The following is a 17,097-nucleotide window of genomic DNA, read 5'->3' as shown; positions in this document are numbered from 1 at the left end:
CTGGCACACCGTCCGCCGGGCCCCGCCGGGAGGTGCCCGGAGGGGCTGGGCGGGCCGGTGGGGAACGTCAGGCCGCCGTCAGGCCGGCGTCAGATCGACGTCAGTGGTTCGCCTTGAGGGCGGCGGCGACCGCTTCCTTCGCGGCGGCCTGGGCCTTCTTCAGCAGGTCGGCGCCCTTGGGGGTGTCCGCGCCGGCCAGGCCCGCGCCGTTGTAGTTGATCGTCACGACGATGTTGGAGGCGCGGGCGACGATCGTGGTGTTCTTGAAATCGTTGCCCTCCTTCTTCACGTCGTAGGTGATCGCGGTGGCCTCGTCGCCGGTGCCGCCGGTCTGGGCGGCCTTGAGCTTCTTGGCGCCCTTGGCGGCCTTCGCGTCGCTGACCTGCTTGGTGTAGAAGTCGGTGGCGCGCTTCTCGCCGGAGCCGATGCCCGGGTCCGAGTCGTAGCGCTGGTAGCCGATGTCCAGCCAGCGGAACTGGGTGCCGTCGACGCCCTGCTCGTCGGAGCTGTTCCAGGAGCAGGTGCCGTGCGAGGCGTTGTCCGTGGACTGGCCCTGGTCGCCGGCGGCGTCCTTCACCTTGGGCAGCAGCTTCTTGATGGTGTCCTTGGAGAACGCCGAGCAGGGGTTCGGCAGCTTCTTGTACTTCGCGGGCTCCACGGTCGGTGACGGCTGGGCGGAGCGGCTGGGCGCGGCGGAGGAGGCGTCACCGGAACCGGAGTCCGAGCTGCCGCCGTCCGAGCCGGAGCAGCCGGCGACGAGCAGCACCGGGACTGCTGCGCAGGTGAGGAGGCTGGCGAGGCGCTTGGCTGAACGGTGCATGGTTCCTTCGCTGTTCGTCGTCGTGCGTCGGCGTCGTGTTGTCGGCGTCGTGCGGCGTTCGGCGTGGTCAGTCGTCGTGCGTCGTCGGTTCGCTAGAGGGCACGGTACGCGGAGCGGCGAGGTGGGTGACCGTTTCGTACCGGTGAGTACGAGGGGCGAAACGGGCATACATCTCTGTCCGGACGATCGGCCCGTCTCGCTCAACTCGGGCTATTCGGCGAGGCGGTCGGCCAGCTCATCGGCCAGCGAACGGGCCTTGTCCTGCAGTTCCTGGCTCTCCGGCAACATCGACTTGTCCGTGGACCACTGGTCGTAGGTGATCGTCACGATCACGTTCGACGTGCGAAAGACCACAGTGACGTCGCGGTGCACACCGGAGTCCGCGGTGATCAACTTGTCGTTGAGGAACGCCGCGTCCGCCAGGCCGTCGAGCACGCGCGGGGCGGTGGAGGCGCCGGCGCCCGTACTCGGGTCCGCGGTCGGCGGCGTGGTCGAGGCCGTGCTCTTGTCCCCGCTCGCGTCCCCACCAGGGCTCGCGCTCGGGTCCGCGCTCGCGTCGGTGCCGGGCTTGCCCGAGGCGCTGGCCTTTCCGGCGGGGGCCTTTGTGGGATTCTTCCCCGCGGCGGCCGCCCCGCCCTTCGCGCCCCCCGTACCCTCCGTGCCCTTCGAGCTCCCTGTGCCCTTTGTGTCCTTCGACGGGGGAGCGGTGGGGGAGGAGCCGGTGCCGCCGGACGGGATCTGTGCGGCCAGTTCCTTGCTGTCGTAGATCCCCTGCGCCTTGTCGTCATCGCTGACGGCGGCGTCGTACGAGACCACGCGCTGGATGTCGAGGCTCAGATGGCGGGTGCCGGCGTCGGTCTCGCGGGTCCAGTGGCAGCCGACCCGGCGGTCCGTGTCGTACGTGATGTCGGCCTGACCGCCGTAGAGCTTGTCGGCCTCGGCGCTGGAGAGGTGCTGGCCGTCACCGGGCAGCATGCCGCGGACGGTGCTGCGCGAGGGCAGCCCGCACGCCTCCGGGAGGGTCTGGTAGCGGCCCGGTTCGGCGGACTGGCTCGTCGCGGCGGGGTCGCCGCCCTTGGCGTCGGCGGCGTCACCGTCGGTGCCGGGGCCGCCGGTGCAGCCGGCGAGGCCGACGGCCAGCGCCGCGACGGCCACCAGCGCGGCACCGGGTGCGAACGGTTTGCGGGGCATCGTTCGCGGCTCCTTCCCTCAAGAAATGCGGTTGCCGCCGGGCGGCGGCCGATGGACACAATGTCTATCGCACGTCTTGCCGCGCACGCCGGTTCACCGTCCAAGATCAGGTATTTTGTCCGGCTTTTGCGTTTTTCAGTTTTTCGGGGGAATGAGGAAGTTATGTCGTACGTCGAGGTGCCCGGCGCCCAGGTGCCCATCCGGATGTGGACCGACCCGGCCACGGTCGAGGACGTGGCGATGCAGCAACTGCGCAACGTCGCCACCCTCCCGTGGATCAAGGGCCTGGCCGTGATGCCCGACGTGCACTACGGCAAGGGCGCCACGGTCGGTTCGGTGATCGCGATGCGCGGGGCGGTCTGCCCGGCGGCGGTCGGCGTCGACATCGGCTGCGGAATGAGCGCGGTGAAGACCTCGCTCACCGCCAACGACCTGCCCGGCGACCTGTCCCGGCTGCGCTCGAAGATCGAGCAGGCCATTCCGGTGGGCCGGGGCATGCATGACGACCCCGTCGACCCCGGCCGGCTGCACGGTTTCCCGACGGCCGGGTGGGAGGACTTCTGGGCGCGGTTCGACGGGGTGGCGGATGCCGTCAAGTTCCGTCGCGAGCGGGCCGTCAAGCAGATGGGAACGCTCGGCAGCGGCAACCACTTCCACGAGATCTGCATCGACGAGGACCAGTCCGTGTGGATCATGCTGCACTCCGGGTCGCGCAACATCGGCAAGGAACTCGCCGATCACCACATGGGCGTGGCCCAGAAACTGCCGCAGAACCAGGGCCTGGTCGACCGCGACCTCGCCGTCTTCATCGCGGACACCCCGCAGATGGCGGCGTACCGCAACGACCTCTTCTGGGCGCAGGAGTACGCCAAGCACAACCGCGAGATCATGATGGCGCTCACCCAGGACGTCGTCCGCCGGGAGTTCAAGAAGGCCAGGGTGACCTTCGGCGAGGTCATCTCCTGCCACCACAACTACGTGGCGGAGGAGCGGTACGACGGCATGGACCTGCTGGTGACCCGTAAGGGCGCGATCCGGGCCGGCGGCGGGGAGTACGGCATCATCCCCGGCTCGATGGGCACCGGCTCGTACATCGTCCGCGGCCTGGGGAACCCGGCGTCCTTCAACTCCGCCTCGCACGGCGCCGGCCGCAAGATGAGCCGGAACGCCGCCAAGAAGCGCTTCACCACGCGCGACCTGGCGGAGCAGACGCGGGGCGTGGAGTGCCGCAAGGACTCCGGGGTGATCGACGAGATCCCGGGCGCCTACAAGCCGATCGAGAAGGTCATCGAGCAGCAGCGCGACCTGGTGGAGGTCGTCGCGCACCTCAAGCAGGTGGTGTGCGTGAAGGGCTGAGGGGCTAGGGGCGGGGGCTGGCTGCCTGGTTCGATGGCTCGGTTGAGGGGCGGCGTGGCGCATGGTGCGCCACGCCGCTCTGCGTTGGGCTGCTCTTTCGTTGCGCCGCTTTGCGTTAGGCCGCTCTGTGTTGGGCTGCTCTGCGTTATGCCGCTTCGCGTTCGGCCTTACGCCGCCTGGCGTGGCGGGGCGGGGTGTGACGCGGTCCGGCTGAGCCGGCTCAGGGGGTGCGAGTGCGGTGCACCTTCGTGTTGGAAGCCTGGGCGCGGGGCCGGACCACCAGGAGGTCGATGTTGACGTGGGAGGGGCGGGTGATCGCCCAGGCGATGGTGTCGGCGACGTCCTCCGCGCTGAGCGGCTGCTCCACGCCCTCGTAGACCTTGGCGGCCTTCTCGGTGTCCCCACGGAAGCGGGTGGTGGCGAACTCGTCGGTCTTCACCATGCCCGGCGCGACCTCGATGACGCGCACCGGCTCACCGCACAGCTCAAGCCGCAGCGTCTCGGCGATCACATGCGCACCGTGCTTGGCCGCGACATATCCGCCGCCGCCCTCGTACGTGCCATGACCCGCGGTGGAGGACAGGACGACGACGGTGCCGTCCCCGGAGGCCGTGAGCCGGGGCAGCAGCGCCTGGGTCATGTGCAGCACGCCGAGCACATTGACCTCGTACATGGCGCGCCAGTCGGCGGGGTCGCCGGTGGCCACCGGTTCCGCACCGAACGCGCCACCGGCGTTGTTGACCAGGACGTCGACGGACGGCAGCTCGTCGAGCGAGGCCACGAAGGCGTCGACGGCGGCACGGTCGGTGACATCCAGCGCATGGGCCTGGGCGTTCGGCAGCTCGGCGGCGAGCGCCTCGATGCGGTCCTTCCGGCGGGCGGTGAGCACGACGCGGTAGCCGGCGGCAGCCAGCGCCCGCGCGGTCGCGGCCCCGATGCCGCTGCTCGCTCCGGTGACAACGGCGGTACGGGCCTCGGCGCTGGGCGTTCGGGCGCTACGGGTATCGGCGCTACGGGCATCGGCGGTCATGACGCTCTCCTCGGAGCCGGTGGGACGGCGGGACTGCGGGACGGCGGATCGGCGCGCGTCGGCGTGACCGTTGTGCGGTCTGGCCGCGGTCGCGGTGTGGCCAGGATATGCAGCGCCTGATCAACTGTTGATCAATTACTGGTGAGCACCTGATCAACGACTGGCCGAGCCCTGGCGGTCGGTGGGGCCGTCATGACCGTGGGCTGCCTGCCGCATGACCGGTGGGGCTGCCCGCCAGAAGTAGGGCCGGGGAGGCGAGGGGAAGCGGGGAAGCCGGGGAGCGGGGCAAGTCGTGAAGCCGTAAGAAGCCGTAAGAAGTCGGGAGAGGCGCGCGGAGACGGAGGAAGATGCGCAGGTGACCGTTCGGACGGGCCCGAACGGTCAGCGGGTCCTGGGGCCGTACATGATCACTGCCATTCCGGCCAGGCAGATCAGCGCGCCGATGACGTCCCACCGGTCGGGGCGATAGCCGTCGGCCACCATTCCCCAGGCCAGCGATCCGGCGACGAAGACCCCGCCGTACGCGGCAAGGATGCGCCCGAAGTTGGCGTCGGGCTGGAGCGTGGCCACGAAGCCGTACACCCCGAGGGCGATCACGCCGGCCCCGATCCATGCCCAGCCGCGGTGTTCGCGGATCCCCTGCCACACCAGCCACGCCCCGCCGATCTCGAACAGCGCGGCAACGACGAACAGGGCAGCGGAACGCGCGATAAGCATGCGGCGAGCGTAAGCCCGGCCGACCCCGCCGGTGCACGAGAGCCTCTCCGGAGGTGCCGTAGGCGAGCGCCTGCCAAGGCATGCCCCCCGCGGCGGCCGGCAGACCGTGACCGTCAGTGGTACATGAGAGCTTCGAGTCATGCTGATTGAACGGGCTTATCTGGACCTTCCGACGGGGACGGGGGCGGCCGAGGACGGCTGGCCGTGGACGGTGCCCTGTGTCCGGCAGCTGGCCGCCGAAGGGCTTGCCTTCCGTGCGCCCGTGACCTTCCTGGTGGGCGAGAACGGTTCGGGGAAGTCCACGCTCGCCGAGGCGCTGGCGGAAGGCTTCGGGCTGGATTCGTACGGCGGGTCGGCGGGCTACAAGTACGCCTCCTCTCGTGAGGCTTCGTTGTTGGGCGGTCTGCTGCGGTTCGATCCGACGCGGGAGGGGCGACGGATGGTGCGGGGGCCGCGGACGCGTCGCCGCGGCTTCTTCCTCCGGGCCGAAACGGCGCTGGAAGCACTGAACGGCGAGAGGAGTACCCGGCGGCTCTCCCAGGGCCCGGACGAGATGAGCCACGGCGAGAGTTTCCTGCTGGCCTTCCGCGAACGGTTCGCCGAGCGCGGCCTGTACGTGATGGACGAGCCGGAGGCGGCGCTGTCCTTCTCCTCCTGTCTGGAACTGGTCGGGCTGATGGACGAGTTGGCGCGGAGAGGCGCTCAGGTCGTGTGCGCCACCCACTCACCGCTGCTGACGGCTCTGCCCGGCGCGGAGATCGTGGAGGTCGGCGAGCACGGCATGCGGTCGGTGGAGTGGGCGGAGCTGGGCCTCGTCGATCACTGGCGGCGATACCTCAGCGACCCGCGGGCGTATCTGCGGCACGTGCTGGCATCGGGCTGAGCCGAGGCGAGCTCCCACGCCAACCGCACTCCACCGCGAACCGTGCTCTGGCGCTCGCCGCGTCCTTGCGCTCGCCGTGCTCTGGTGCCAACCGAGCTCTGAGGCTCACCGAGCTCCGATGCCCACCGCGCTCATACCCACCGAGCTCCGACGCTCGCCGCGCTCTCATGCCCACCGCGCAGCCACCCGCCCCTGCGCAGTCGTCCGCCTCCCCGCAGCCCTCGGCCCCGCTTAGCCGTTCGCCGGTGCGGCGCCGGTCCACCGTATGAGTGCGCTGCGCAGTGCCGCGGCACGTTCGGCGGGGGCCGTGGAGTCGGTGGCCCAGGCGATATAGCCGTCGGGGCGTATCAGCAGGGCGGTGCGGCGGTCGCTTTCCCAGGCGGCCGGGATGGCGCGGTCGTCGTCCGGACGCAGGCTGGTGGGCTCGTCGGCGGGGGTGACGAGGACGAACTTCCCCTGCCGCAGGAGTTCGTAGAGCCGGCCGCCGCCGGCCAGGCGGATGTCCGGGGCGCGGTGGCCGGCGAGCCGATGGGCACCCGGCCCGGCCGGGTAGCTGATGCCGATACCGGACAGCGTGCGTATCGCACGGCGGGACACCGGCCGCAGATGGTTGATGATCCGCGCGGCGACTCCCCGGACCGCACGCCCGGGAGGGGAGTGCATCAGGGCCACCCGCAGGATGGCGCCGCTGCTGCGCAGCACCGACTTGCCGACGGGATGCCGCTCGGCCTGATAGCTGTCCAGCAGGGACTCGGGGGAGTGGCCGCGTATCACGGCGGCCAGCTTCCAGCTGAGGTTGGCGGCGTCCTGAAGGCCGGTGTTCATGCCCTGACCGCCCGCGGGGGAGTGGACATGCGCGGCGTCCCCGGCGAGGAAGACCCGACCGACGCGGTACTGCGGGGCCTGGCGTTCGTCGCTGTGGAAGCGGGAGATCCAGCGGGCGTCCCGCATGCCGTAGTCCGTGCCGAGCGCGAGCCGGGTGACCTCGCGGGCCTCCTCGAGATCGGCGGGCGCGCTGTCGTCGGCCTGGCGGTGGCGGTTCCAGCCGATGACGCGGTACCAGCCGTCCCCGAACGAGCCGATCAACGCGAATGCGTCCCCCGTGGCGTTGACGGTGAAGGGGGACGGCGGCGTCTCGTCCAGCCGGACGTCGGCGAGGATCACCGAGCGGATCACGGACTTCCCGGGGAAGGGCAGGCCCACGGCCTCCCGGATCGTGCTGCGCACGCCGTCGGTGCCGACGAGGTAGGCGGCGCGGGCGCTGCCGATGCCGTGGGCGGTACGCAGCTTCACCGTCACCCCCTCCTCGTCCTGGTCGAGACCGAGCACCTCCGAGTCGTACCGGAACACCACACCGGCCTTCCGCGCCCGCCGCTCCAGCAGCCGTTCGACCTCGAACTGGGGAGTGATCAGGACGAAGGGGAAGCGGCTGGCGAGCTGGGTGGGGTCGAGAGTGGCCACCCCGAAGAGCCGGAGGCGGGGGATCGGATGGCCGCCGGCGACCAGCTCATCGGCGAGCCCCCGGGCGTCGAGCTGCTCGAGTGTGCGCGCATGGACGGCGAGGGCGCGGGTGAGGTTGCTGGTGGTGTCGGTGCGGCGTTCGAGAAGCGTGACGGACAGGCCGGCCTCGGCGAGGTCCCCGGCCAGCAGCAGTCCGGTGGGCCCGGCGCCGACGACGAGGACATCCGCGGTGTCCGTCATGTCTCCGGCATCCGTGCGGTCCGTGCCGGGGGCGAGGTGTGCGGCGCCTTCCGGGGCGTCTCTGACCTCGGCCTCCCGGGCCGTGCTGAGCCCCTGGTCCCGGGTGCCGGACTGGTCCGGTGTGCGGTTCATGGCGTCCATGGCTTCCGCCTCCTCTGCGTGCGCCTGGGCCTATGCCAACGCATGTTGGTCAACGCTTGTTGGCAACCGTAAGGCGCGTCGGCTTGGCATGTCAACAGGCGTTGGCCTACAGTTGTTGACATGCCGCACGATCGCCCTCTTACTACTGCTGAGCCCGACGCCCCCGCCGAATCTGCGGCCTCGGACACCGGCGCTGACGCCGCTGCCGGCGTCCCGTCCGCCGGTCCCGCGGACCCGCCCCGCCGGTCCGCCGCGACCCGGGCCGCGATCCTGGCCGCCGCCCGTGACCGCTTCGCCGCGGACGGCTATGAGCGCGCCACGATCCGCGCCATCGCGCGCGAAGCGGGCATCGACCCGTCGATGGTCATGCGCTACTACGGCAACAAGGCCGGTCTCTTCGCGGCCGCCTCTGAGATCGAGGTGCACGCGCCCGACCTGAGCCACGTACCGCGAGAAGAAGCCGGCGCCCGGCTCGTACGCCACTTCCTTGAGCGGTGGGAGGGCGATGAGGTGCTGACCGGCATGTTGCGCGTCGGTGCGACGAACGAAGCAGGCGCGGAGCGGATGCGCGGGGTGTTCGCCGAACAGATCAGGCCGGTGCTCACGGCGGTGTGCCCGGTCCCCGAGGAGGCCCCGAAGCGCGCGGCGTTGATCGCCTCCCAGATACTCGGCATGGCGCTGTGTCGCTACGTACTGCACCTCGCGCCGGCCGTCGCCCTCAGCAATGAGGAGGTCATCGCCTGGCTGGCGCCCACGATCCAGCGCTATCTGACGGCGGAGCAGCCGTAGGGCGGGCGGTTGCCGAGGGAGGGTGTTCAGTCCGCGGACAGCGGCCGCGGCACCCGCCCGGCGACCCGCCCCATATTTCCTTCGAAGACCTGCCGCGCCTCCGGAGTCAGCGTCCGGAGCGCCACCATCGCCGTGAGGATCACATCGCACAGCTCGCTGTGCACGTCGTCCCAGGTGTGGCTGTGACCCTTGCGCGGGTTCTGGCCGGTGGCGCCGATCACGGCCTGCGCGACCTCGCCCGCCTCCTCGGAGAGCTTCAGGATGCGCAGCAGCCGCTCCTGTTCCGGTGGCAGCGTGCTTTCGCTGTCGAGCCAGCGCACCAGGTGGTCGACGGTTTCCCAGATGGCTGACGGGGAGTCGGCCGGAGGCACGGACGAGGTGTCGACGGGCGGAGGCGTATCGGACATGGCCCGATTGTGCCCGTGTCCGGTGGCGTACGCGCCTAGTGTGGATGAACCGCCGTATGTGAAGCCCGGCATGTGCACCGCCTTAGGTGAAACGCCGACGACGAATCGCTCCGCGTACGAACTGCCGTGCACGAACTCGCCGTGCACAACGCCCGTATTGCTGCTGGCTGGTGGGAAGGGGCACGCTGCAGATGGCCGAGCACCGCACGTCCCGCGATCCGCTCCCCGAGGAGCTGGTCGATTTCTACGGCCTGGTGCCGTTGCCGCGTGAGGGCGGGCGGTTCCGGCCTACGTGGGCGGGCCCGCCCCGGTCCGACGGACGGCCCGAGGGTACGGCGATCGTGATGCTGCTGACCGCCGAGCCGGGCGACTACTGCGCCCTGCACCGGCTGCCCACCGACGAGATCTGGCACTTCTACCGGGGCGATCCGCTCACCCTCTTCCTGCTGACCGAAGGGCCCGAGGGAGACGGGCAGCCCCAGGGGACCGAGGGCTGCGGGGCGAGCACTCCGGATGGCCGCGCGGCCCGTACGGTCGTCCTCGGGCCGGACGTCCTGGGTGGGCAGCACGTTCAGTTCACCGTTCCGGCCGGGACGTGGATGGCCGCCGAGGTCGCCGACGGCGGCTCCTGGACGCTGTTCGGCTGCACGATGGCGCCCGGTTTCACCTTCGAGGACTACGAGCACGGGGACGCCGCCGAATTGGCCGCGCGGTTTCCCCGGGAGGCAGCGCGGATCGCCGCGCTGAGCCGGCCATGACAGGGGAGCGGGCCCCTTTCAGCCTGAACGGTGGTGGGGTGGCGACTACTCCCGGTGACGGCGGTGGACCGGCCGGATCCGGCCAGGCCGGCTGGGACGGCTGGGACGGTCAGGGCTGTCCGGGCTGCCCGGACAGCCCGAATAGACGGGATGGCCCGGACAGTCGGGACGGCCGGGAGGGCCTGAATGGTTCGGACGGTCACAACAGCGCGGATGGTCCGTATGGTCAGGCCAGCGCGGATGGTTCGCACGGTCAAGCCAGCGAGGATGGTCAGGGCAGCCAGGTCAACGAGAACGGCGCGGCGCACGGATTGGGCATGGCCACAGGTCAGCCCCAGCCCCAGCCGCAGCCCGATCCCCAGTCCCCTCGCCAGCCGCAGAGTGGCCCCCATCTTCATCCCAAGAGCCAGGCCCATCCTCATCCTCAGAGCCACCCCCATCCTCATCCTCAGAGCCAGCCCCAACCTCATTCCCGGAGCCGGCCCCACCTCCCCGATCTTTCGGGGCACGTGGTGCTCGTTACCGGGGCCGCGGGTGGGGTCGGGCAAGGGATTGCGGTGCGGTTCGCGGAGGCCGGCGCGGCGGTGGTGGTGCATTACCGGACCGGCGCAGAGGCGGCGCGGGCGCTGGTGGGGCGGATCGAGGACGGCGGCGGGAGCGCGCTGGCGCTGGCGGCCGATCTGGCCGTCGAGGAGGAGTGCCACCGGCTGGTGGCCGAGGCGGCCGGCTGGCGCGGGCGGCTCACCGCGCTGGTGAACAACGCCGGGGTGCAGCCGACGCAGGAGCTGGCGGGGATGTCGCTCACCGACTGGCGGGCGGTGGCGGACCTCAACGTGCACTCGGTGTTCGCCTGCACCCAGGCCGCGGTGGCCGTGATGCGGGAGGGCAGCGGCGGGTCGGTGACGCATATCGCGTCGATCGAGGCGGACCGCCCGGCGCCGCAGCACGCCCACTACTGCGCGTCCAAGGCGTCGGTGGTGATGCATGCCCGCGCTGCCGCGCTGGAGTACGGCCGGTACGGCATCCGTGTCAACAGCGTCTCGCCGGGCCTGATCGACCGGCCCGGGCTGGCCGAGGACTGGCCCGACGGAGTACGGCGCTGGCACGCGGCGGCGCCCACCGGGCGGTTGGGGCGGCCGGAGGACGTGGGCGACGCCTGTGTGTTCCTCGCCTCACCGATGGCGTCGTGGATCACCGGACAGAATCTCGTGGTGGACGGCGGAGTCTCCGCCCGTCCTACCTGGTGAGCCCCAGCGCCCTACGAGCCCTGGCCACCCACCAGCTCACCAACCGACCAGCTCAGCAACCCACCGGCTCACCAACCCACCGGCTCAGCAACCCGCCGGCCACCGGCACGTCCCGCCCCGTCCGGACGCCACCCGCACCCCGCCGAACCGTTACGCCCACGCCGAGCAACAAGCCACCGAACCGCTACGGCCACACCAAGCAGTAAGCCTGGTGCCCCGCCTCGTGGAGGCGGTGGCTGAAGTCCTGCCATTCGTGGAGGAGCTGGTAGACGGCGAAGGCGTCGCGGGGGCCGCCGCGGTCGGGGACCGTGGACCAGATGAAGGCGGCCGCGCCGACCGATTCCTCGCCGATGCCGCGCAGCGGGTCGACCACGGTCATGGGGAGCTTGACGACGGCGTAGTCGGGGTGGAGGACGACGAGTTCGAGCGGCGGAACCTTATGGAGGGGTATGCCCTCTATACCGGTGAGGACCATGGCGGCCATGGTCTCCGGCTTGATCTTGGTGAACATCCCGCCCATGCCGAGCTCGTCACCGCCGAGTTCCTCAGGGCGCATGGAGATCGGGACCCGGGCCGCCGTCGCGCCGTTGGGCGCGCCGAAGTACTTGTAGGTCACCCCCATGCGGCCGCCCCTGATGTCCCCACCCTTGATGCCTTCGGTCTCGCGCCGGTGACGGCCGCGCTGGGCGCGCCCGGAACCCCGGTCATCGGTTCCTTCGCCCAGTTCGCCACCGCGATGCATATCTCCACCCGACCACTCGCAGCCCCAGCCGCGCAACCCGATCATCGTCTCAGAGACCTCCCCCGTCACCGGCGCGCGAAACGCCCGGCCGCACGCCCCCGTGCGCCTCTGAGACCATTGCTTGCGTGACTTACTCGTCCGTCGCCCCAGTTTCGCAGACAAGCGGGGGCTGACGCCCGGTCGAAAGCGAGAGGAATCAAAAAAGGATCGAGTGGGAACCGCGCGGCGCCTTAGGTGGTCCAAGCGGGGATTCCCATGCCGTTGTCAGCCGGGGCCGTGCCCGTACGCCGCCGCCCTCCCCGTTTATGCAGGTCAGGATCACAGTGTCTTTTCCGTATGAAGCCCCTGTTTCGCAGTCGCTGTTCGAGCGCGCCTCCGTGGTGACGCCCGGTGGCGTCAATTCACCGGTGCGGGCGTTCCGCGCCGTCGGCGGTACGCCCCGTTTCATGGTGTCCGGTACCGGTCCGTACCTCACTGACGCCGACGGCCGTGAGTACGTCGACCTCGTGTGCTCGTGGGGGCCGATGATCCTCGGGCACTCGCACCCCGAGGTGATCGCGGCGGTCCAGGAGGCGGTCGCGCGCGGCACGTCCTTCGGTACGCCCGGCGCGGGCGAGGTCGAGCTGGCCGAGGAGATCGTGGCCCGGATCGAGCCGGTCGAGCAGGTGCGCCTGGTGTCGTCCGGCACCGAGGCGACGATGTCGGCGATCCGTCTGGCGCGCGGGTTCACCGGTCGCCCCAAGGTGGTCAAGTTCGCCGGCTGCTACCACGGGCACGTGGACGCGCTGCTGGCCGCGGCCGGTTCGGGCGTGGCGACCTTCGGGCTGCCCGACACGCCCGGCGTGACCGGCGCGCAGGCCGGCGACACGATCGTGCTGCCGTACAACGATCTGGAAGCGGTGCGGGCCGCGTTCGCCGCGCACCCGGGCGAGATCGCCTGTGTGATCACCGAGGCGTCGCCCGGCAACATGGGCGTGGTGCCGCCGCTGCCGGGCTTCAACCAGGGCCTCGCGGACCTGTGCTCGGCCAACGGCGCGCTGTACATCTCCGACGAGGTGATGACCGGCTTCCGCGTCAGCAAGGCCGGTTGGTACGGGATTGATGGGGTTCGTCCGGATCTGATGACCTTCGGCAAGGTCATGGGCGGTGGCTTCCCGGCGGCGGCGTTCGGCGGCCGCGCCGATGTCATGGCGCATCTTGCCCCGGCCGGCCCGGTCTACCAGGCGGGCACCCTGTCCGGGAACCCGATCGCCACCGCCGCCGGTGTCGCGCAGCTGCGGCTGCTGGACGACGCCGCGTACGAGAAGGTCGACGCGGTCTCCGCCGAGCTGCGCTCGCTGGTCGGCGGGGCGCTGGCCAAGGAGGGCGTGGCGCACCGGCTCCAGGTGGCGGGGAACATGTTCTCCGTCTTCTTCACCGAGCGGGACGTCACCAACTACGACGAGGCGAAGGCGCAGGAGTCCTTCCGCTTCACCGCGTTCTTCCACTCGATGCTGTCCCAGGGTGTCTACCTCCCGCCGTCCGCGTTCGAGTCGTGGTTCGTCTCGACCGCGCACGACACCGCGGCCGTCGAGCGGATCGCGGCCGCGCTGCCGGCCGCCGCCCGGGCCGCCGCCGAAGCGACGGAATGAGGGGAAATGAACCAGAGCAGCAGCGACGTCTCCGCCGCCGACAACGGTGACGACATCACCGTCGTCCACCTCATGCGGCACGGCGAGGTGCACAACCCGGAGGGCGTGCTGTACGGGCGCCGGCCCGGCTACCACCTCTCCGAGCTGGGGCGGAAGATGGCCGACCGGGTCGCCGAGCACCTCGCGGACCGGGACATCACCCATGTCGTCGCCTCGCCGCTGGAGCGTGCGCAGGAGACCGCGACGCCGATCGCCGCGGCGCACGGTCTCGACCTGGCCACCGACGAGCGGCTGATCGAGGCGGCCAACGTCTTCGAGGGCAAGACCTTCGGGGTCGGTGACGGGGCGCTCAAGAAGCCCGGCAACTGGAAGTACCTGACGAATCCGTTCCGGCCCTCGTGGGGCGAGCCGTATCTGGAACAGGTCGTACGGATGATGGCGGCGCTCGGCGCGGCACGGGACGCGGCGCGCGGGCACGAGGCGGTGGCGGTCAGCCACCAGCTGCCGATCTGGATCGTCCGCAGCTTCGCGGAGCGGCGGCGGCTGTGGCACGACCCGCGGAAGCGGCAGTGCACGCTGGCCTCGCTGACGTCGTTCACGTTCCACGGCGACAAGATCATTTCGGTGGGGTACAGCGAACCGGCGCGCGACCTGGTTCCCTCCCACCTCCTGGCCGGCGCCAAACCGGCGAAGGGGAAGAGCAAGGCGTACGGGGCCTGACTCTGCATCAGGTGGCGGAACGTCAAAGCCAAGTAAAAATGGAATATCCGGGCGATTAACCCGGAGTCCCGGTGCTCAACATGCCCACTTCTCGATTGTCCGTTTATATGGATATTGAGTTCGGCGAGCACGGATGGGGACGAGGGCATGCGCGCGATCAGTCGGCGAAACCTGCTGGGCCTGGGAGTTGGAGCAGCCGCGGCCCTGGGTGTCGCCGGCTGCTCCACCTCCGGCCCGCAGGTCGGCGTCGACAAGCGGAAGGTCAAAAGCTCCGTCCAGGCCCGCCCCAAGCTCATCGGTGACGGCTCGACGGCGAATTACGGCGCGCAGCCGAACCAGCCGAAAGCACCCGAACGGCTGGAGCCCGGACAGACCCCGCCGCAGTTCGTGGTCTTTTCCTGGGACGGCGCGGGAGAGGTCGGAAACGGCCTCTTCCCCCGCTTTCTCCAGCTCGCCAAGGATCACGGCGCGGCCATGACCTTCTTCCTCTCCGGCCTCTATCTCCTGCCGGAAACCCAAAAGCACCTCTACGAGCCGCCGAACAACCCGCCCGGCGCCTCCGCCATCGGTTACCTCGCCGACGACCACATCAGGGAGACGCTCACGTACGTCCGCCAGGCCTGGCTGGACGGCCACGAGATCGGCACCCACTTCAACGGCCACTTCTGCGGCGACGCCCCGACCTCCGTCAAATACTGGACCCCCCGCCAGTGGTACTCCGAGATTGACCAGGCGATGGACTTCGTCACCAAATGGCGGACCAATACCGGATTCGCCGAAGTCGACCCGCTGCCTTTCGACTACCGGCAGGAACTGGTCGGTGGCCGCACACCCTGTCTGCTCGGCCAGAGAAATCTGCTGCCCGCCGCCCGGGCACTCGGCTGGCGCTACGACGCCAGCTCGCCCGGCGGCCTCCAGACGTGGCCGAAGAAGAAGTTCGGCCTCTGGGACTTCCCGCTCCAGCAGATTCCCTTCCCGGGGCACTCTTTCGAGGTGCTCTCGATGGACTACAACATCCTCGCCAACCAGTCCAAGAACTCCACCAAGGCCCCGCCGGCCAACTATCCCGGCTGGCGGCAGCAGGCCACCGACGCATATATCTCCGGATTCCGCCGCGCCTACGAGACCAACCGCGCTCCCCTCTTCATCGGCAACCACTTCGAGGAGTGGAACGGCGGCATTTATATGGACGCCGTCGAGGACGCCCTCAAGTACATCGCCAACGAGCAGAACCGCGATGTCCGTCTGGTGTCGTTCCGGCAGCTCACCGACTGGCTCGACGCCCAGGACCCCGAGGTGCTGCGCAGGCTCCAGGAGGTGCCGGTCGGCGCGCGGCCCGCCGAGGGCTGGAAGGAGTACCTCTCGACCGCGTGACCGCGTGACCGCGTGACCGCGTGACCGCGTGACCGCGTGACCGCGTGACCGCGTGACCGCGTGACCGCGTGACCGCGCACCGTACCGGTCCGGCCCCGCGCGCACGCCACCCCGCCGCCTGACATGCCCCTTCGGTCGGGGACAGGCCGGGCGAGGGGGGCGCGGAAGATCCGGAATCGGCCCATGCGAAACTTTTCACATGAGTGCTGACGCCCCACGCCGCCGCACGCGCCGCCACCGGATCCTGCTGTTCGCCGCAGGGGCCGCGGCCGCCTCGCTGTGCTTGAGCGCCTGCGGGGACGGTGCTTCCGGAGGCTCGGCCCAGACCCGTTTCGTCCAGGGCAAGGACGGCGTCGACACCGTCAAGAAGGCCGACCGGCAGCCCGCCCCCGACCTGTCCGGCGAGACCACCACCGGCAAGCAGCTCGACGTCGCCGACTACAAGGGCAAGGTCGTCATCCTCAACGTCTGGGGCTCGTGGTGCGGCCCCTGCATCGCCGAGGCGCCCAACTTCGCCAAGGTGGCCAAGGAGACCAAGGGCAAGGGCGTCCAGTTCCTCGGCATCAACACCCGCGACTCCCAGAAGTCCCAGGCCACCAGCTTCGAGGAAGAGCACAAGGTGCCCTACCCGAGCCTGTTCGACCCCACCGGCCGGCTCATGCTGCGCTTCCCCAAGGGCAGCCTCAACCCGCAGTCCATCCCCTCCACGATCGCCATCGACCGGCACGGCAAGATCGCCGCCCGCTCGATCGGCCCGCTCACCGAGGACGAACTGCGCAGCATGGTCAAGCCGCTGATCGCCGAGAAGTGATCCCGCCAGAGATGGAACTCACCCAGCTCGCCGTCGCCGCCGACCACACCGTCGTCTCCGGCACCCTCCTCGCCGCCGTCCCCCTCGCGCTCCTCGCCGGCCTCGTCTCCTTCTTCTCCCCCTGCGTCCTGCCGCTGGTCCCCGGCTACATGTCGTACGTGACCGGGGTCACCGGCACCGACCTCGGCGAGGCCCGCCGCGGCCGGATGCTCGCCGGCGCCGGCCTCTTCATCCTCGGATTCACCGCCGTCTTCGTCTCCGGCGGCGCCCTCTTCGGCTTCTTCGGCAAGACCCTGCTGGAGTACAAGGACGTCATCTCCCGCGTCCTCGGCGCCTTGCTGATCCTCTTCGGCCTGACCTTCGCCGGCGTCCTGCAACGCTTCGGGCAGCGCGAATTCCGCTTCCACAAGAAGCCCGCCATGGGCCTGGCCGGCGCGCCGCTCCTCGGCGTCCTCTTCGGCGTCGGCTGGACCCCCTGCCTCGGCCCCACCTTCGCCGCCGTCCAGACCCTCTCCTTCTACGACGCCAGCGCCGGCCGTGGCGCCCTGCTCACCGTCGCCTACTGCTTCGGCCTCGGCGTGCCGTTCATCGCCGTCGCCCTGGCCTTCCGTCGCGTCCTCGGCGCCTTCGGCTGGGTCAAACGGCACTACCAGTGGGTGATGCGGATCGGCGGCGGCATGATGGTCGCCCTCGGCGTCCTCCTCGTCACCGGCATCTGGGACAGCCTGATGTCCGAGCTCCAGAGCTGGACCCAAAGCTCCACCGTTGGGATCTGATCG

General features: G+C 70.3%; 17 protein-coding genes. 10 read left to right on the top strand and 7 right to left on the bottom strand.

Features of this window, described 5'->3' with window-relative positions:
• Positions 1-100: 100 nt before the first annotated feature.
• Both IG62_RS0118830 and IG62_RS0118825 read right to left on the bottom strand, forming a co-directional pair.
• Positions 101-820 (bottom strand): DUF3558 family protein, encoded by a 720-nt coding sequence (locus IG62_RS0118830; protein ID WP_030803981.1) that lies wholly within the window; start codon positions 818-820, stop codon positions 101-103.
• Between the two features lie 210 nt (positions 821-1,030).
• The gene (locus IG62_RS0118825; protein WP_030803978.1) at positions 1,031-2,011 is read right to left on the bottom strand and encodes a hypothetical protein; all 981 of its coding nucleotides are present in this window, start codon (positions 2,009-2,011) and stop codon (positions 1,031-1,033) included.
• Positions 2,012-2,173: 162 nt separating this feature from the next.
• On the opposite strand from IG62_RS0118825, the gene IG62_RS0118820 reads away from it, so the two are divergent.
• On the top strand, positions 2,174-3,367 hold the full coding sequence (locus tag IG62_RS0118820) for an RtcB family protein (protein WP_030803976.1): 1,194 nt from the start codon (positions 2,174-2,176) through the stop codon (positions 3,365-3,367).
• A 220-nt stretch (positions 3,368-3,587) separates the two neighbouring features.
• Here the strand turns inward: IG62_RS0118820 and IG62_RS0118815 are convergent, their stop codons facing one another.
• Together IG62_RS0118815 and IG62_RS0118810 are read right to left on the bottom strand one after the other, a co-directional pair.
• A complete protein-coding gene (locus tag IG62_RS0118815) occupies positions 3,588-4,397 on the bottom strand; it encodes an SDR family NAD(P)-dependent oxidoreductase (protein WP_030803974.1) in 810 nt (269 codons plus the stop codon).
• A 381-nt stretch (positions 4,398-4,778) separates the two neighbouring features.
• A complete protein-coding gene (locus IG62_RS0118810; protein WP_030803973.1) occupies positions 4,779-5,114 on the bottom strand; it encodes a YnfA family protein in 336 nt (111 codons plus the stop codon).
• Between the two features lie 139 nt (positions 5,115-5,253).
• On the opposite strand from IG62_RS0118810, the gene IG62_RS0118805 reads away from it, so the two are divergent.
• Entirely contained in the window at positions 5,254-5,997 is a 744-nt protein-coding gene (locus tag IG62_RS0118805) for an AAA family ATPase (protein ID WP_030803972.1), read from the top strand.
• 231 nt (positions 5,998-6,228) lie between these two features.
• Here the strand turns inward: IG62_RS0118805 and IG62_RS0118800 are convergent, their stop codons facing one another.
• Entirely contained in the window at positions 6,229-7,839 is a 1,611-nt protein-coding gene (locus IG62_RS0118800) for an FAD-dependent oxidoreductase (RefSeq protein WP_051798234.1), read from the bottom strand.
• Positions 7,840-7,959: 120 nt separating this feature from the next.
• Here IG62_RS0118800 and IG62_RS0118795 point away from each other — a divergent pair, with 120 nt between their 5' ends.
• The gene (locus tag IG62_RS0118795; protein ID WP_030803968.1) at positions 7,960-8,628 is read left to right on the top strand and encodes a TetR family transcriptional regulator; all 669 of its coding nucleotides are present in this window, start codon (positions 7,960-7,962) and stop codon (positions 8,626-8,628) included.
• A gap of 26 nt (positions 8,629-8,654) precedes the next feature.
• On the opposite strand, the gene IG62_RS0118790 is transcribed toward IG62_RS0118795, so the two are convergent.
• Positions 8,655-9,035 (bottom strand): MazG-like family protein, encoded by a 381-nt coding sequence (locus IG62_RS0118790; RefSeq protein ID WP_030803967.1) that lies wholly within the window; start codon positions 9,033-9,035, stop codon positions 8,655-8,657.
• Positions 9,036-9,226: 191 nt separating this feature from the next.
• On the opposite strand from IG62_RS0118790, the gene IG62_RS0118785 reads away from it, so the two are divergent.
• Both IG62_RS0118785 and IG62_RS0118775 read left to right on the top strand, forming a co-directional pair.
• On the top strand, positions 9,227-9,793 hold the full coding sequence (locus IG62_RS0118785; protein ID WP_030803966.1) for a cupin domain-containing protein: 567 nt from the start codon (positions 9,227-9,229) through the stop codon (positions 9,791-9,793).
• 509 nt (positions 9,794-10,302) lie between these two features.
• Positions 10,303-11,040: an SDR family NAD(P)-dependent oxidoreductase gene (locus IG62_RS0118775; RefSeq protein WP_030803961.1), complete on the top strand. Its 738-nt coding sequence runs from the start codon at positions 10,303-10,305 to the stop codon at positions 11,038-11,040.
• Between the two features lie 184 nt (positions 11,041-11,224).
• Here the strand turns inward: IG62_RS0118775 and IG62_RS0118770 are convergent, their stop codons facing one another.
• Positions 11,225-11,782, bottom strand: a complete 558-nt coding sequence (locus tag IG62_RS0118770; protein ID WP_078866473.1) for a hypothetical protein — start codon at positions 11,780-11,782, stop codon at positions 11,225-11,227.
• A 323-nt stretch (positions 11,783-12,105) separates the two neighbouring features.
• On the opposite strand from IG62_RS0118770, the gene hemL reads away from it, so the two are divergent.
• From hemL to IG62_RS0118745, 5 genes are all read left to right on the top strand, one after another.
• Positions 12,106-13,413: a glutamate-1-semialdehyde 2,1-aminomutase gene (gene hemL / locus IG62_RS0118765; RefSeq protein WP_078872077.1), complete on the top strand. Its 1,308-nt coding sequence runs from the start codon at positions 12,106-12,108 to the stop codon at positions 13,411-13,413.
• A 6-nt stretch (positions 13,414-13,419) separates the two neighbouring features.
• A complete protein-coding gene (locus IG62_RS0118760) occupies positions 13,420-14,133 on the top strand; it encodes a histidine phosphatase family protein (protein WP_030803955.1) in 714 nt (237 codons plus the stop codon).
• Between the two features lie 147 nt (positions 14,134-14,280).
• Positions 14,281-15,507: a hypothetical protein gene (locus tag IG62_RS0118755; protein ID WP_030803954.1), complete on the top strand. Its 1,227-nt coding sequence runs from the start codon at positions 14,281-14,283 to the stop codon at positions 15,505-15,507.
• Between the two features lie 199 nt (positions 15,508-15,706).
• Positions 15,707-16,318 (top strand): TlpA family protein disulfide reductase, encoded by a 612-nt coding sequence (locus IG62_RS0118750; protein WP_030803952.1) that lies wholly within the window; start codon positions 15,707-15,709, stop codon positions 16,316-16,318.
• Positions 16,319-16,329: 11 nt separating this feature from the next.
• The gene (locus IG62_RS0118745; RefSeq protein WP_030803950.1) at positions 16,330-17,094 is read left to right on the top strand and encodes a cytochrome c biogenesis CcdA family protein; all 765 of its coding nucleotides are present in this window, start codon (positions 16,330-16,332) and stop codon (positions 17,092-17,094) included.
• The last annotated feature ends 3 nt before the right edge of the window (positions 17,095-17,097 follow it).

It is taken from the genome of Streptomyces sp. NRRL S-337 (genome assembly GCF_000720175.1).
In the GTDB taxonomy this organism is placed as follows: domain Bacteria; phylum Actinomycetota; class Actinomycetes; order Streptomycetales; family Streptomycetaceae; genus Streptomyces; species Streptomyces siderophoricus.
Note: the sequence above shows the minus strand (reverse complement) of the source record. Positions and strands in the feature narration are given on the sequence as shown.

Bases quoted from the DNA above. Each gene is read 5' to 3' on its own strand.
- IG62_RS0118830 (WP_030803981.1), bottom strand. From the start codon at position 820: ATGCACCGTTCAGCCAAGCGCCTCGCCAGCCTCCTCACCTGCGCAGCA.
- IG62_RS0118825 (WP_030803978.1), bottom strand. From the start codon at position 2,011: ATGCCCCGCAAACCGTTCGCACCCGGTGCCGCGCTGGTGGCCGTCGCG.
- IG62_RS0118820 (WP_030803976.1), top strand. From the start codon at position 2,174: ATGTCGTACGTCGAGGTGCCCGGCGCCCAGGTGCCCATCCGGATGTGG.
- IG62_RS0118815 (WP_030803974.1), bottom strand. From the start codon at position 4,397: ATGACCGCCGATGCCCGTAGCGCCGATACCCGTAGCGCCCGAACGCCC.
- IG62_RS0118810 (WP_030803973.1), bottom strand. From the start codon at position 5,114: ATGCTTATCGCGCGTTCCGCTGCCCTGTTCGTCGTTGCCGCGCTGTTC.
- IG62_RS0118805 (WP_030803972.1), top strand. From the start codon at position 5,254: ATGCTGATTGAACGGGCTTATCTGGACCTTCCGACGGGGACGGGGGCG.
- IG62_RS0118800 (WP_051798234.1), bottom strand. From the start codon at position 7,839: ATGGACGCCATGAACCGCACACCGGACCAGTCCGGCACCCGGGACCAG.
- IG62_RS0118795 (WP_030803968.1), top strand. From the start codon at position 7,960: ATGCCGCACGATCGCCCTCTTACTACTGCTGAGCCCGACGCCCCCGCC.
- IG62_RS0118790 (WP_030803967.1), bottom strand. From the start codon at position 9,035: ATGTCCGATACGCCTCCGCCCGTCGACACCTCGTCCGTGCCTCCGGCC.
- IG62_RS0118785 (WP_030803966.1), top strand. From the start codon at position 9,227: ATGGCCGAGCACCGCACGTCCCGCGATCCGCTCCCCGAGGAGCTGGTC.
- IG62_RS0118770 (WP_078866473.1), bottom strand. From the start codon at position 11,782: ATGCATCGCGGTGGCGAACTGGGCGAAGGAACCGATGACCGGGGTTCC.
- IG62_RS0118760 (WP_030803955.1), top strand. From the start codon at position 13,420: ATGAACCAGAGCAGCAGCGACGTCTCCGCCGCCGACAACGGTGACGAC.
- IG62_RS0118755 (WP_030803954.1), top strand. From the start codon at position 14,281: ATGCGCGCGATCAGTCGGCGAAACCTGCTGGGCCTGGGAGTTGGAGCA.
- IG62_RS0118750 (WP_030803952.1), top strand. From the start codon at position 15,707: ATGAGTGCTGACGCCCCACGCCGCCGCACGCGCCGCCACCGGATCCTG.
- IG62_RS0118745 (WP_030803950.1), top strand. From the start codon at position 16,330: ATGGAACTCACCCAGCTCGCCGTCGCCGCCGACCACACCGTCGTCTCC.